Here is a 15310-nt window from a genome sequence, read left to right as displayed (position 1 = left end):
ATGCCCCAATTTTTGTTGATCGCCCTTTTGGCAGGTTTTCCCTTTTTCTCCCGGGCAGAGAATACGGACAATCCTGCTTTAATTCAACTGGATGAAACGCTTCAGCACAGAGCGGAATTTACCCAAAAAAGAAATCGTAAAATCTCTTCACTCCGGTCTTTATTATTGGATAAAAACCTGGGTGGAGAGGAGCGATTCCGTTTGCAACAAAAGCTATGGGAAGAATACAGCACCTTTCGCATTGATTCGGCTTTATATTATTGCCTTCAAAATGAATCGCTTGGAAGCCAATTACCAAATGATCGGTATTTAAAGGATGCTGCCCTGAACTTATCCCATGCCTATATTTTGGCCGGTATGACGCATGAGGCCCTGCTGTTATTGGATCAGCTGGAGAAACAAGCCCTGAATGAGGGGCAAAAAACCGCTTATTATTCCAGCCGACTCACTTTATACAATTACTTACGCGCTTACCTTAGCAAGTCTCCGCAACTGGCCAACTATCAGCAATTATATCACCAATATCAGGACTCCTTGCTTAGTCAATTGAAGCCCACTGATGTGATTTACCCCGTGATTATTGCCGAAAACATGATGGCTGACGGGCAGACAGCCGCCACTATCCCCATTCTTCAGAAGGCATTGTCCAGCTTACAACCTACAGACCGCCCCTTTGCTTTTACTGCCTATACGCTGGCTACTGCCTACGGTCTTTTAGGTGAAGAAGACAAGCAAATTCAGGCTTTGGCGCTATCGGCCCGGTCGGATATTGAAAATGGAATTAAGGAACATGCTGCCCTGCGCGAGCTGGCTATTTTGCTGGAAAAAAAGGGCGAAAGCGAAAGCGCTTTTTACTATACTAAAATTGCCCTGGAAGACGCCACCTTCAGCGGATCCAAATTACGGACTTTCGAAATCGGGCAAATTCTGCCATTGATTAATCAAAGCTATATTAACCTCCGTGACCGCAAAAAGCGCCTTTACCTTTGGTCTCTTTGGCTGGGCGGAGGCTTATTGTTATTCATTTTAATCGCCTTTCTCTTCTTTCTCAGACAAAGAAAAAAGTTGCAAACCGCTTATCAGGAAAATCAGGAAATTAACCTTCGTTTGAAGTCTTCCGTACAGGGTTTAGCAGAAAGCAATCAGCTCATTCAAACTAAAAATGAGCAATTGGCCGCCGCCAATAAACAAAGGGAAACTTATATTGCCCAATACCTCAAACTATGCTCTTCCTACATCGGCAAGATGGATCATTTTAGAAATCGGCTTCGCAACAAAGCGAGCAGTTCGAGCATGGATGATTTATTAAAAGTATTAAAATCGAAAGAATGGATAGAGGAAGAATTACTCGCTTTCTACCGGGATTTTGATCAGGCCTTTCTGGATCTCTACCCCAACTTTGTCCGGGATTTCAATGCCCTCCTAAAACCGGATGCTCAGGTGCATTTAAAAGAAGGAGAATTGCTCAATACCGAACTAAGAATTTTTGCTTTGATCCGCCTGGGCATAAATGAGAGTCCACAGATCGCAGAATTTCTTCGATACTCCACCACTACCATCTATAATTATCGCACCAGTGCCAGGAATAAAGCGGCCGGCCCAAGGGATTTATTCGAAAATCAGGTAAAAATGATTACCTCATGAATGTAACCCACTACTTATTATACTACTTTATAATTATTAAATATGCCGTTATATAACCCTTAAGGCATATTTAAGCCACTAACCACCTCCTTTCCATCTACTTTCTCTATTAATGTTTTGGTGGGAATGCTACATTTGAGCATCAAGCATCCAAAATAAACATTCATGAGAAAGCTTCTTTATATTTTCACATGCCTGCTGCTATCGTATAAAGCCATAGCCGGCGAACTAAATTCCCCAAATGGAAATTTTAAGCTTAAATTTTCCCTGGAAAATGGAAAGCCTACTTATCAATTAGACTATAAAAATCAAGCAATCATTTTACCTTCTACCCTGGGTTTTGAACTGGTAAAAGCGCAGGACTTACTCGATAACTTCGAGTTGATTGCCGAAAACACCGATTCCTTTGACGAAAGCTGGAAGCCAGTCTGGGGGGAGCGAAGTGAAATTCGAAATCAGTACAATGAGCTGTTGGTCGCCCTGAACCAAAAAGGAACAGAGAGAAAAATTAATATTCGATTTCGCCTTTTTGATGATGGGCTGGGCTTTCGTTATGAATTCCCCCAACAGGATAACTTACAATACTTCGTCATTCAATCTGAAAACACCCAATTCGCCATGGCTGGCGACCACACTGCTTTCTGGATTCCGGGCGATTTCGATACACAGGAATACAATTACAACAAATCCAGGCTTTCTGAAATCAGAAGTTTAATGCAAGAAGCCATTACCCCCAATGCTTCACAGACCCAGTTCTCCCCCACGGGTGTGCAAACTTCATTGATGATGAAAACGGACAACAATCTCTACATTAATTTACATGAAGCAGCACTAATTGATTACTCTTGTATGCATTTAGAACTGGATGATGTAAACTTCATTTTCCAATCTCACCTAACGCCGGATGTTTTGGGCCATATGGCCTATATGCAAGCGCCCACCCAAAGCCCATGGAGAACCGTAATCGCGAGTGATCAGGCGGCGGACATTTTACAGTCCACCTTAACCCTGAATTTGAACGAGCCCTGCGCTTATGAGGACACGGAGTGGATTAAACCGGTCAAATACATTGGCGTCTGGTGGGAAATGATTTCCGGCATGAGCTCTTGGGCCTATACCGATTTACCTGCAGTAAAGTTGGGAGAAACCGATTACAATAAAACGGAACCTAATGGCACTCATGGTGCCACCAATGAAAATGTGAGACGCTATATTGACTTTGCGGCGGAACACGGTTTTGATCAGGTGCTGGTAGAAGGCTGGAATGAAGGCTGGGAAGACTGGTTTGGGAAATCAAAAGACTATGTATTTGACTTCCTTACCCCATACCCGGACTTTGATGTGGAAGCCCTGAATGAATACGCCCATTCTAAAGGAGTAAAACTGATGATGCACCATGAAACCTCCGGTTCAACCAGAAATTATGAGCGCCATATGGATCAGGCCTATCAATTTATGGTCGACCATGGATATAATGCGGTAAAAAGTGGATATGTAGGCAATATGATCCCAAGAGGAGAAACACACTACGGCCAATGGATGGTCAATCATTATCAATATGCCTTAACGAAAGCGGCGGACTATAAAATCATGGTCAATGCCCATGAGGCCGTACGCCCGACAGGTTTAAGCAGAACGTATCCCAATTTGGTGGGGAATGAATCCGCCAGAGGAACGGAATATGAATCTTTTGGTGGCAACAATCCTGACCACACTACCATTCTGCCTTTCACCCGATTAATTGGTGGGCCAATGGATTACACCCCGGGAATTTTTGAAACGGATATTTCCCAGTACAATCCGAACAATACTTCTTATGTACGCAGCACGCTGGCGCGTCAGCTGGCTCTATATGTAACGATGTACAGCCCTTTACAAATGGCGGCGGATCTCCCTCAGACCTACGAAAAGTATATGGACGCATTTCAGTTCATCAAAGATGTTCCGGTAGACTGGCAGGAAACAGTCATTTTGGAGGCCGAACCCGGAGACTACATCACTTATGCCCGCAAAGACAAAGCGTCGGAAAACTGGTTCGTGGGCAGAACAAATGATGAAGAAGCAAGAACTTCCAAAATCAACTTCCACTTCCTGACACCCGGCAAAAAATACATTGCCACCGTTTATGCGGACCAAAAAGATGCGCATTATAAAGACAACCCCAAAGCCTACCAAATCAAGCAATATCAGGTAAATAGTAAATCCAAACTTAACCAATATTGTGCCCCGGGAGGCGGATACGCCATTAGCATTATGGAGGTCACTGACACCAGTACGCTTAAAGGCTTGAAAAAATTATAGTTTCCATCACCGAAAGGTCGTCTTTAATCAGACGGCCTTTTTTTTCACCATCCGAAGCATTAATTTCCTTATCAAAACAAACGATTTATTATGCAATACCTTCCAATTATTTTGAGTCTGCTACTATTGTCTCCTCTGGAGAGCCTGGCACAAAAATTAACGTCCATGCAATGGCTGAATGAACCTGAAGCATGGGAAATTGAAGATGGTCGCCTGATCATGCAGGTAACAGGCCAAAGCGATTACTGGAACAAATCTCACTATGGATTTATGGTCAATGATGGTCCTTTTCTTTACACCGAAAGAGGCGGAGAGTTCGAGGTGACCTTAAAAATTACCGGTGAATATGAAACACGCTTCGACCAAATGGGACTAATGTTCAAAATTGATGAAAACCACTGGATTAAAACAGGGATTGAGTTTGTAGACGGAGTATACAATTTCAGCACCGTCCATACAATTGAAAAAAGCTCCTGGTCAGTGGTACCCTTAAATGAAAAGCCTGCTTCCATCTGGATTAAGGCCACCCGAAAAAGAGATGCTATTGAGATATTCTATTCCATGGATGGTAAAAAATTCACCATGAGCAATACGGCCTATTTTCCGGAATATAAAGACGTAAAAGTAGGCATGATGGCCGCCAGCCCTGACGGGAATGGCTTCAAGGCAATTTTTGAAGCATTCAAAATAAAGCACTTGCCGGACGAAAGACGCCTCGAATGGCTGCAACAAAATGCTGAATAAAAAAAACCGCCCCCATAGATTTGGAGGCGGTTTTTTTATATATCAAAGGATAATTTTAGGCGGCTTTTTGCGCCGCACGCATTGCTTTTTGTGCCGCAATGGTCTTTCTTCTAATCGGGAACATGTTCTTGTATGTTAAACATCTCCAGATCCACTCCAAAGGACCGAATGCAAACGTTCTCTGCCAAATTTTACTGAAAGCGATCTGGGCCACGTAGAAAATAACCGCGATCACCCAAATCTCTGTCAAGCTGAAGGCTCCAAAATAACCAAAACCAACGCCGTAAAAGAATATGATTCCAAAAATGGTATGGGATAAATAATTCGTAAATGACATTCTTCCCACATCTGTTAATCCTTGTAGCGCCGCCTGTCCGAATTTAGATTCGAAAATAATCGAGATCATACAAACATATGAAAGGGACAATAACACCTGACCAGGCACTTCCACCGCTTTATAAGCAATATCACTCCACTGTGAAGGAACCTCTCCCATACTTCCACCAATCGCATATTTACCAATAAGGGTCAAAGCCAATCCCGGGATAAAGAACTTCCAGAAATTCTTCATTTTTAAGGCAGAAGTCGTGAAGAAATTCTGCTCCGCTAAAAAGAATCCTAATAGAAACAAACCTAACACCTTCATTGGACGACCGGAAGGAATAAAATCAAACCATCTCCACAACACATTGTGCCAGTTCATTTTCAAGGTCTCCACCCAACTTCCAGACTGAAAAGCAGCCGTCACGGCTTCAGGGCTCATATCTATATAGGTCTTTTTGGCCAGATGTGTTTCAGGAACACCCCAACCTGGCGCCACATATAAGAGTACCACATCCACTACCAAAGAGGACATGAGTAAAATCAAACTGTACTTCAGGATATTATCAGAGGATAAGTTTCTAAACTGAATAAAAACAAAGCCCATCAAGGCATACAGCATCAAGATATCACCTGACCAAAAGATCATATGGATAAAGCCAAATAAGAAAAGAAACCATAATCTTCTCTTATAAGTCTTGATAAACGGCCCCTGATCTTCCTTGTATTTTCTAAACTGAAAATAAAAGCCTACTCCAAACAATAAGGAGAAAATAGTATAGAACTTTGTGTCAATAAAAACACTCAGAAAGGTCGATAAGTAGGAATCTAACTCATGCCAGCGCAGGCTATCGTAGGTAGAAGAGGGGATAAACTTATAACCACTCCAGGATAAAATATTAGCGAATAAAATACCTAGAATGGCAAAGCCTCTCAAAGCATCAATAACAGCTACCCTTTGATTAGCCGAGGTGGGATTGATATTCTTCATAATCGGTTTTTGTTGATTCCTTTTACACTTATGCATAAAATATGCCAAAAAAGGTCTAAAATTTCCTACAAGAATATCCTTTATTGGTTTATGGAACTTTTTCGATTCAATCTTATGCAAAGAATTAGCTAGTGAAGCCAAATTCAAACCGAAGCTAATATTTTTTTAACAATTGAAAAAATAAAGGCATTCAATATGTGATTAACAACAAACACCCCCTCATTTAGAGAAAATATCAATTAACGCCTGAATGTCTTTGGCACGGTCTGTAGCCCCCAGATGTTCAAAAGAGTAATGTAAATTGCGTAGAGAACGCACCACAATATCCCAATGCGAACAAGGCTCAAAAAATACGGGCTCCATTTTGAGTTGCAGATGGCGCACGTATTCTTTTAAATCTTCCCTTGAAAAAATGAGGCCTTTATTAAAGACATTAATATAAAATGGCATCGTCTCATGGGGATACATTAAAACGAATAAATTCGGCAAATTCACCCCGGTAATGGGCATACCCAGCTTTTTGGCCACTAAATAATATACACTACAGAGGGATATTGGATTCCCTCTCTTGGTCAACAACACCTGATTCACCATCGAATTGGCCGGGTTGTGAAAATTGCGACTATTAGGTCCAAAGCCTAATTCATCAAAAAACACCTGATTAATATGCTTGACCTGCTTCACCGGATGTCCATCAGGGTTAAAACCTTGTCTGACCTTTCGAATAATCGCGTCCAGCATATTGTCCAACTCCTCCCTTTGCAACTCCGGATAGCTGTAACAGGCCATCCAATACAGGGCTTCCATCAAATCTTTCTGATCACCATCTCTCCAGTTTTCAAGCCCTTCCACCACTTTTTGATACTGAAGGTGATGCATCAGCTCGCTTATCTTTAACTGCATCTCCGGATTCCAGGTATATTCCTCCCAGGCCTTTTCCAAAAGCGGAAGCGCATTTACCCCCAAAGAAAGGATTCTGTCATTGATATGACTGGAAATCATTTGATCTTCATCATCCAATAAGGACACCAATGCTTTAAACTCCCGAGTTTTGATCATGAAATTGGCAAGTAGATATTTTGCGCCTGAGCCGGATAGAGACCTTCTCCATCAAAGACCATTTCCCGCGAAATAAAAAAAGGTCTTTCGTAATGAAAAACCTTTTTTTTGTCAAATGAACTAACACAAGTAAGAAAAAAGCTATTTTTTCTCTTTTTCGGCTTTATCCTTTTTACCAAACATAGAAAAATGAACGTAGCGTTTTGGGTGTTCTTTAAGATCCATTAACAGGCTGTCCATGCTTTGCACGGTATGGTTAATGTTCTCATACAGGGCCTCATCCTTCAATAACTTCCCCATATTTCCTTCTCCATTATTGACCTGGCCTAAAATATCCTGCAAAGCCAATAGGTTATTATTTAAGTGATCCACGGTTTCGGAGAGATCTGTAGAAGCAACATCCGCTGTAATTTTCTCTACATTTTTAAGTGTGGGATCCAAAGCCACTAAGGTGGTAGTCAACTGAGCGGAAGTTTGAGAAATATTACTTAACATCAATGCAATTCGATACTGATTGGCCAATACCAATGAATCCACGCTGGCGGAAGTCTGCGCTAAAGAATGCATCATATTCTTTGCTTCGGCCCCACTTCCCTGAAAATCAGTCAATAATTTTTCCAGCTTATCTACTATAGGAGCGGCCTGATCAGCCACCACTGCTGTGAAAGGCTTTTCTTCCTGTGATAATATTTTGGCTCCACTTTCCAGCGGTTCGCTAATATTGGTTTCTACATTTAATTTAATAATCTTACTCCCTAACAAACCATTACTGGCTAATTCCGCCACCGTCTTGGGTCCCAGCTTTACCTTTCGATCAATCAGCATTTCTACTTTCAATTGATTTCCCTGATCCTGTAAGATTTCAATATCGGTCACCATTCCCACATTCAGTCCGTTCACCAAAACGGGATTTGAAGGAATAAGCCCATCTACATGCGTGTAGACTGCATAATAAGTATTGGAGCTGGAGAAGAAATTAATGCCTTTTAAAAACCTTAATCCCACATATAATAAAGAAAAGGCGACCAAAACCATGGCCCCCACTTTAAGCTCCTTGCTTTTTAATGTATTCAAAACTAAATGGTTTATATTGATTCTATCTCGTTTTTATAATCTCTGAATGCCCGATAAATACCGGAAGCAATATAGGTTTGCCCTAACTTATCGGATAAAAACTTTTCTTCATCCTGATTACTCAAAAAGCCGGTTTCTACTAATACGCTTGGCATGGAGGTTCTCCACAAAACTACAAATCCTGCTTGTTTCACTCCTCGGCTATGTCGCCCCACCCTCGATTTAAACTGCTTTTCAATTTTAGAAGCTAAATTAAGACTATTGTCGGAATATGCATTCTGATATAAGCTAAATAAAATATAAGATTCCGGAGAATTCGGATCAAAGCCTTCATAGGTCTGCGTATAGTTGTCCTCCATAAGCAAGGATTCGTTTTCTCTCATGGCCACATCCAGGTTACCTTCATTAGTATGCAAACCCATTACGTAGGTTTCTGTTCCTTTCACTTTGTGGCTATGAGGCGTGGAATTACAGTGAATGGAGATGAAAACATCCGCATGATTTTGATTGGCAATCAATGCCCGATCGGCCAATTCCACAAATTTATCTTCCTTCCGTGTGTAGATCACCTTCACATCCGGAATATTTTCGTTGATGATTTCCCCCAATTTCAGGGCAATTTTTAAGGCAACGTCCTTTTCTCGGGACTTATTACCGGAAGTACCGTTATCCTTTCCGCCATGGCCGGCATCAATTACAACAGTTTTCACCTGATAGCGGTGCTTGTCAAGTGAGGTATTGGACATTACCAAAAGGCCCAAGGTCAATAGTAACAGTATAGGAAGATTTTTCACCTTTTTAATGCTTGGAATACTAGAAAGACATTAACTTTACACAAAATTGTGAATTTTTCTAAAAACGGAAAAATAGGAGTGTATAAAATCCAATATCTAAGTCTACTGGTTTTTATTGGCTGGCTTAATATCGCCGCAAACCATAAAGAAAACCAGCAGATTACTGTACCATATTTACGTAGTGACTCAACAGATGTTGACTCGACATTAACCGATTCTCTTGCGCTGGACTCATTAGCTTTAGATTCATTAGCCCTTCAGGATTCCTTAAACAGGGTTCCTAAAGGCCCGATTAAAGTTAAAATTGATTATCAGGCGGCAGACTCCCTCACCTTAAACCTTCGTACTCAGGACGTTGAAATGTACGGAGAGGGCAAGGTTACTTATGGCACCATCGAGCTTGATGCGGACCATATTCAGCTGAACTATGCGACCAATGTGGTGGTGGCAGAGGGAACGGAAGATACCGTGGGGAATGTTATTGGAAAGCCGGTATTCAGTGATAATGGGCAAGTCTACCAAACTGAAAACATGGCTTACAATTTTGATTCCAAAAAAGCCATGATTACCGGAGTAATCACCCAGCAGCAGGATGGATATATTCATGGAGACACCATTGTTAAAAACCCACAGGATGAGTTAATGGTAGACCATGCCCGCTATACTACCTGTGACTTACCGGATCCTCACTTTCATATCGAAGCCAGTAAGATTAAAATGATCCCGAATAACAAATTAGTTTCGGGTCCTTTTCAGGTGTACGTGATGGACATTCCCGTTCCGGCGATTTTCCCATTAGGAATGTTCCCCATGCCCGACCGTCGTTCTTCGGGGGTTTTGATTCCCTCTTTTGGAGAAGAACGTAACCGAGGTTTTTTCTTAAGAGATTTAGGGTATTTCTTTGACATTAATGACTATGTCAATTTAACCCTGTATGGTACCGTTTACTCCCGCGGAGACTGGGGCTTCCGCGCTGAGTCCACCTACCGGGACCGCTACAAGTATGACGGGGGTATTAACATTGAATATCAGTCCAACAGCAGCCTGAACAGCATTTTAAATGAAAGCGGTAGCTCCAACACCTTCCGGGTACAGTGGCGTCATGCGCCGAAATCCCGCCCGGGTCAGGGACGCTTCTCGGCTAACGTTAACTTTATGTCCAACAACTATAACCAGATAAACCCTGGTTACGGACAAGGTGGCCTGGACAACAACCTGAGCCAGAACTTTACTTCCAGTGTGCAGTACAGCGGAACACTAGGAAACGTTTTTAACTACAGTGCCTCGGGAAGGATCAACCAGAATGTAAACACCGGGCAAATGGACATTACCCTACCGGATATGTCCTGGAACTTAATGAACCGGATTTACCCTTTTCGTGGAAAAAACTCTCGTGGAGATAAGTGGTACGAGAAGGTTAACCTGAACTATAATGGTACGCTAACTAATCAGCTTTCCAATAAGCCATTTTCCAATCCCTCCTATGAGGTCTCTGACAGACCGGTGCAGGCTGATTCCATTCTGGATATCAGCTCAGCCAGTTTAGAGGATCTAATCGCCAGGGGACAGTTTGGTATCAGACACCAGATTCCGGTGACTACTTCTTTCAATTTGTTTAAGTTCTTTACGGTTTCTCCTTCTTTTAACTCTACTATCCGACAGTACACCAAGCAATTGGACTATAATTATATTCCTGAAGAGGAAGCCGTAAAAGTAGACACCATTCCGGGCTTTTATAATGTTTACGATTATAATATGAGTGTATCGGTAAACACCCGTCTGTACGGTACGAAATACTTTAAGGGAGGTAATCTTCAGGCCATTCGCCATGTGATGACGCCCTCTATGAGCTTTAGTGCTTCTCCGGATTTTACAGATGACAAATTTGGTTACTACCAAACGGTACAGGTAGCTCCCGGAGAGGAACGTACACTATCCCGATATGATGGCTTTGCCTACGGAACGCCGAGTGCGAGTAATGCCGCCACGGCCTCTTTCTCTCTATCCAACACCCTGGAGGCCAAAGTCCTCGACAAAAAGGACTCCACGGGCGTCGGAACGAAGAAAGTCCCCATACTGGACAACTTCTCATTCAGTACCAGTTACAATTTTGCAGCGGACTCCTTTAACTTATCGAACTTCAATATTGCCGCCCGTACGGCCATTTTCAATAAAAAGCTGAACATTAGTGTCAATGCCACAGTGGATCCCTACACCTATGTTTTGCTGAATGAAGGTACAGATGCCAATGGAGACCGAACGGTAGATCAGATCCGGATCAATGAATACGCTTGGAAAAGTGGCAATGGCATAGGAAACCTTTCCAGCTTTAGAGTGGCGCTGAGCACCAACCTTAACCCGAAGGCACGGGAAAAGGACCGTAAATTTCAGAAAGATGTAGATGATTCTGATCTGGATATTGCAGATAAGGAATGGTTAATCAGAAATCCACAAGCCTATGTGGACTTCGATATTCCATGGAGTTTGAGAATTAATTATGACTTTGGTTATAATAAAACCGGATTTCAGGATCCGAGAATTACCCAGGCCATGCGATTCTCCGGAGACCTGACCCTGACCGAGCACTGGAAAATTAACTTCAGCTCCGGTTTCGATTTTGAAGCCAGAGCCCTGACCCAAACCAATATTGGTATTAACCGGGATTTGCACTGCTGGCAAATGTCTTTTAACTGGGTACCTTTTGGCGCTTACCAGTCCTATGTACTTACCATTAATGCCAAATCCTCTCTGTTGAGAGATCTGAAAATTAACAGAACAAGAAGCTGGCAGGATCTTTTCTAGCACTTGAAGCAAAAAAAAGCGGATGAAACTCAATCATCCGCTTTTTTTATGCCTGATAGCAAACGGTTAAAATAGCATCTCCCACCTGAAAGTAGCAGATCTTCAATTGAATTTTGAGCTGCTTAAAGTCCAACATGACATCTAATTCTCCACCCGTCGGTTCAAATTGAAAGCCAGGGACTAAAATGTGTTTTTGAAAATCCACCCCACCCAAACCATACCATTTATATACCGCCTCTTTGATGGTCCAAAGGGTGGTTAAATACTCCTTCCTGCCAGCTGCGTATTCCAATTCCCCCTCTGAGCAAAATCTTTCAGCCACCCGAACCGGTTTTTCTGAAATTTTTTCGATATCCATCCCAACAGGTCCCTGGCTATAAAATGCAGATGCAGCCCATTGTCCGCCATGCGTCAAACTGATGTGGCCCGCCCCCCCTTTCAGGAAAGGCTTCCTGTTTTCATTCACGATCAACCCCCTGAAATCCACTCCCTTTTCTTCCAAAAGTGCCAATAGAGCCATTCTGGCCGCTAAAGACTCCCGCCTACGGGAAGCGTGCCGGATGCGCTCCAGTTCAGGAAATAGCTGGGTATCCAGGCTCTCCTGCTCACTAATTTCCCACAAACTATAAAAAAGGTTTTCCTTTAATTTTTCTATCTTAGCGATTGGCATTTTTTGATTTTGTATGGATTCTTCCGTCAAAATTATACAAATCCATGGATATTGGGAGTATCCCGCGCTATATCGAGAAATTTAAATCACGATTTTGGTTAAAGTAGAAAAAAAGTTCACCTTTTCAGGACATCGCGACTGCGTCTATGCATTAGAAAAGGAAAAAGAAGGTCATAAGTTTTTTAGTGGATCCGGTGATGGCATGGTGGTGGCCTGGAACCTGAACCAACCGGATCAGGGCGACTTATTGGCTAAAGTACCCCATTCTATTTATGCGTTAAAATACATTCCGGAGGAAGACTTACTGATTGTAGGGCAAAACTTTGAGGGCCTGCATTTTATTCGGGTAGGAGAGAAAAAGGAAATCGCAAGCTTAAAATGTACGCAAGCCAGTATTTTTGATTTACAGGTTTTAGGGGATCAGATCATTATGGCAGAGTCTGATGGTCATATCACCCTGGTGGACCGAAAACAGTTGATCGTTAAAAACAGAATAAAACTTTCCGAAAAAAGCGCCCGAACCATCGCTCTTTCTCCCGACGGGGAGCAATTCGCCGTAGGCTATAGCGACCATAAAATTCGGATTTTCAATAGTGTGGATCAATCACTGGTGAAGACGATTGCATCACACACCAATTCTATTTTCACACTACAATACAGCCCTTCCGGTACGCATTTATTATCCGCTGGTCGGGATGCCCATTTGAAAGTATGGGAAGTAGAGAAAGATTATCAATTGCAAGAGGACATCATCGCGCATATGTATGCCATTAACCATATTTGCTTTGATCCTTCCGGCAAGTACTTTGCCACCGCCAGCATGGACAAATCCATTAAAATTTGGCGATATGAGGACTTTCGCCTATTAAAAGTGGTCGATAAATCCCGACATGCCGGGCATGCCACTTCTGTGAACAAATTAGCTTGGTTACCGGAAAAAAACTTCCTAATTTCCGGCAGCGACGATAGAAATATTTCCATTTGGAACATCACCTTTGAGTAAAACTATGAGAGTAACACCCTTAGAAATTCGCCAAAAATCATTCGAAAAAGTTTTTCGTGGTTACGACAAAGAAGAGGTTGATGCCTTTTTGCGGTCGCTTTCTTCGGAATGGGAAAAAGTCATAGATGAAAGCAAAGAACTAAAATTCAGGCTGGCTGCTGCGGAGAAGGAAGTAGAAAAACTTCGAGAGGTAGAAAATTCGCTATTCAAGACTTTGAAAACGGCCGAAGATACTGGCGCCAACATTAAAGAACAGGCGAATAAAGAAGCCGAAATTATCCTTCGCGAAGCGCAGATGGAAGCGGGAAAAATTGTCGGTCAGGCGCAAATGGAAGCCTCGAGAATGGTGAATGAGGCCGAGGAAAGGGTGGCCAATATGAACCATGAGCTGAAGCAGAAATCTCATCAGTTCAGCACAGATGTGGAAGAAGAAATCAAATCCATGATGCAACATTACCGTGCTATTGATGGAATGGGAGAAGACTTTATAAGTGAGCTTAAAGGCAATTTGGAAGACCTTCAATTGCGTATTGGAAAAATGGACTTCAAAAAACGGGAAATCCGAAAGAAGCACGAACTCCTTATTGCCGGTATGGAAAAGATACAAAGCAAACTAGCGCAGGATCCTACCATGGAGCAACTGGAAGCTACTGAAAAAAAGGAAGAGGACAGTAAAATTACGGATCAACCGGACACTTTCGGCGTCCCTGAAATTGAACAAAAGAAGACAAAACCGGAAGCTCCAAAGAAAGAAGATAATAATCAGGGAGGGGATTCCTCATTTTTTGATGATTTATAAGCCATGGGGAAAGTTACGCTAGAGGGAATGGAATTTTTTGCTTACCATGGATTCCACAAGGAAGAGCAAAAAATAGGAAATAAATATGGCGTGGATGTAGAAGTAAAAACCAACCTGCTCAATGCCGCCATTCATGATGATTTAAGTAAAACGGTTGACTACACACACCTTTACAATATTATTAAGGTAGAAATGGGCATTCCTGCCAAATTATTGGAAAATGTTGCCCAAAGAATTTTGATGAAGATCATGCGAGAAATCCCTTCGGTGACCCATTGCAAGGTGGACATTTCTAAATTTAACCCACCGATAGGTGGCGTTTGTTACCGATCCAAAATCACCATTGACAGAAGCCGTCAAGATTTTGAACAACTAATGAAGGATGTTTAAAAATTTCCTTCATTAGGCTTTAATTATTTTTTAGTTTTACCCCGCCAAAATAAAAACTTACAGCATTTTTCTTGCTTGCTACCATGACCAATAAGATCGCCCTTTTTGTTTCCTTGCTATTTTTTTCTTTTTCAGCACAAGCCAGAGGCTGGAAATTTCAGGATACCTTTTCCAATATTGGCTTGGAGTCACAATTGGGACTGAATTATTCTTCCATGTCCGGTGTTGGGCAGGAAGGAGGCTCAGGTTTAATGGGATTTCGCTTTGGGTCCATGTTTGTGATGCCACTCACCCATGAAGTACATTCAAAAGTAGGCCTTTTTTATTCCCAAAATGGCGCCTCTTTCAAAGGGGAAGAAGGCGAATTTGACCTGAACATTCACTACCTACAGCTTCCCATTTGGGGAAAGGTCTCCATTAACCAGAAGAATCTCAACATGATCGGAGGACCGCAGTTTGGCTTACTGATGCACGCTTCTGAAATAGAGGATGGAAAAAAAAGAAATGTAACCTCCCTGCTTAATCCATTGGATATTTCTGCGAATATTGGCTTGGAATATGAGCTTAGACCAAATTTCATTATTTCTTCTTATTACACCATTGGACTTACAGATGTCACCGGGAATCGCGAAAACATCAAAGCCCTGCTGAATAGCGCTGTAACCTTCACTATGGGCTATTACTTCAAACTTTAGAATAATATAGCAGTGATTTGGGA

General features: G+C 42.2%; 13 protein-coding genes. 8 read left to right on the top strand and 5 right to left on the bottom strand.

The features are described from left to right. The 3 genes from AAA970_RS03245 (at position 1) to AAA970_RS03235 (ending at position 4689) form a co-directional block, all read left to right on the top strand. Positions 1–1644 carry a DUF6377 domain-containing protein gene (locus AAA970_RS03245; RefSeq protein WP_338235963.1) on the top strand — a complete coding sequence of 548 codons (1644 nt, stop codon included), beginning with the start codon at positions 1–3 and terminating at the stop codon, positions 1642–1644. Positions 1645–1809: 165 nt separating this feature from the next. Beyond that, a complete protein-coding gene (locus AAA970_RS03240; protein ID WP_338235962.1) occupies positions 1810–3945 on the top strand; it encodes a glycoside hydrolase family 97 protein in 2136 nt (711 codons plus the stop codon). A gap of 90 nt (positions 3946–4035) precedes the next feature. After that, on the top strand, positions 4036–4689 hold the full coding sequence (locus AAA970_RS03235; protein WP_338235961.1) for a DUF1349 domain-containing protein: 654 nt from the start codon (positions 4036–4038) through the stop codon (positions 4687–4689). A gap of 55 nt (positions 4690–4744) precedes the next feature. Here AAA970_RS03235 and AAA970_RS03230 read toward each other — a convergent pair whose 3' ends face one another. The 4 genes from AAA970_RS03230 to AAA970_RS03215 all read right to left on the bottom strand — a co-directional run bounded on the left by AAA970_RS03230 (position 4745) and on the right by AAA970_RS03215 (position 8928). Continuing rightward, on the bottom strand, positions 4745–6001 hold the full coding sequence (locus AAA970_RS03230) for a DUF418 domain-containing protein (RefSeq protein WP_338235960.1): 1257 nt from the start codon (positions 5999–6001) through the stop codon (positions 4745–4747). Positions 6002–6220: 219 nt separating this feature from the next. Next, on the bottom strand, positions 6221–7060 hold the full coding sequence (locus AAA970_RS03225) for a transglutaminase-like domain-containing protein (protein WP_338235959.1): 840 nt from the start codon (positions 7058–7060) through the stop codon (positions 6221–6223). 141 nt (positions 7061–7201) lie between these two features. Continuing rightward, positions 7202–8134: an MlaD family protein gene (locus AAA970_RS03220; protein WP_338235958.1), complete on the bottom strand. Its 933-nt coding sequence runs from the start codon at positions 8132–8134 to the stop codon at positions 7202–7204. An 11-nt stretch (positions 8135–8145) separates the two neighbouring features. After that, positions 8146–8928: an N-acetylmuramoyl-L-alanine amidase family protein gene (locus AAA970_RS03215; protein ID WP_053403969.1), complete on the bottom strand. Its 783-nt coding sequence runs from the start codon at positions 8926–8928 to the stop codon at positions 8146–8148. Between the two features lie 48 nt (positions 8929–8976). On the opposite strand from AAA970_RS03215, the gene AAA970_RS03210 reads away from it, so the two are divergent. After that, positions 8977–11730, top strand: coding sequence for a putative LPS assembly protein LptD (locus AAA970_RS03210; RefSeq protein ID WP_338235957.1), 2754 nt, complete (start codon positions 8977–8979; stop codon positions 11728–11730). A 46-nt stretch (positions 11731–11776) separates the two neighbouring features. On the opposite strand, the gene AAA970_RS03205 is transcribed toward AAA970_RS03210, so the two are convergent. Beyond that, the gene (locus AAA970_RS03205) at positions 11777–12400 is read right to left on the bottom strand and encodes a 4'-phosphopantetheinyl transferase family protein (protein ID WP_338235956.1); all 624 of its coding nucleotides are present in this window, start codon (positions 12398–12400) and stop codon (positions 11777–11779) included. A 94-nt stretch (positions 12401–12494) separates the two neighbouring features. Here AAA970_RS03205 and AAA970_RS03200 point away from each other — a divergent pair, with 94 nt between their 5' ends. The 4 genes from AAA970_RS03200 (at position 12495) to AAA970_RS03185 (ending at position 15287) form a co-directional block, all read left to right on the top strand. Continuing rightward, the gene (locus AAA970_RS03200) at positions 12495–13403 is read left to right on the top strand and encodes a WD40 repeat domain-containing protein (RefSeq protein ID WP_338235955.1); all 909 of its coding nucleotides are present in this window, start codon (positions 12495–12497) and stop codon (positions 13401–13403) included. Positions 13404–13407: 4 nt separating this feature from the next. Next, the gene (locus tag AAA970_RS03195) at positions 13408–14202 is read left to right on the top strand and encodes a DivIVA domain-containing protein (protein WP_338235954.1); all 795 of its coding nucleotides are present in this window, start codon (positions 13408–13410) and stop codon (positions 14200–14202) included. Positions 14203–14205: 3 nt separating this feature from the next. After that, positions 14206–14592: a dihydroneopterin aldolase gene (folB, locus tag AAA970_RS03190; RefSeq protein ID WP_053403964.1), complete on the top strand. Its 387-nt coding sequence runs from the start codon at positions 14206–14208 to the stop codon at positions 14590–14592. An 83-nt stretch (positions 14593–14675) separates the two neighbouring features. Then, positions 14676–15287 (top strand): outer membrane beta-barrel protein, encoded by a 612-nt coding sequence (locus AAA970_RS03185; RefSeq protein WP_053403963.1) that lies wholly within the window; start codon positions 14676–14678, stop codon positions 15285–15287. Positions 15288–15310: the final 23 nt, after the last annotated feature.

The organism is Persicobacter diffluens (assembly GCF_036244895.1).
In the GTDB taxonomy this organism is placed as follows: Bacteria; Bacteroidota; Bacteroidia; order Cytophagales; family Cyclobacteriaceae; genus Persicobacter; species Persicobacter diffluens.
This window is presented reverse-complemented; position numbering and strand designations above follow the sequence as displayed.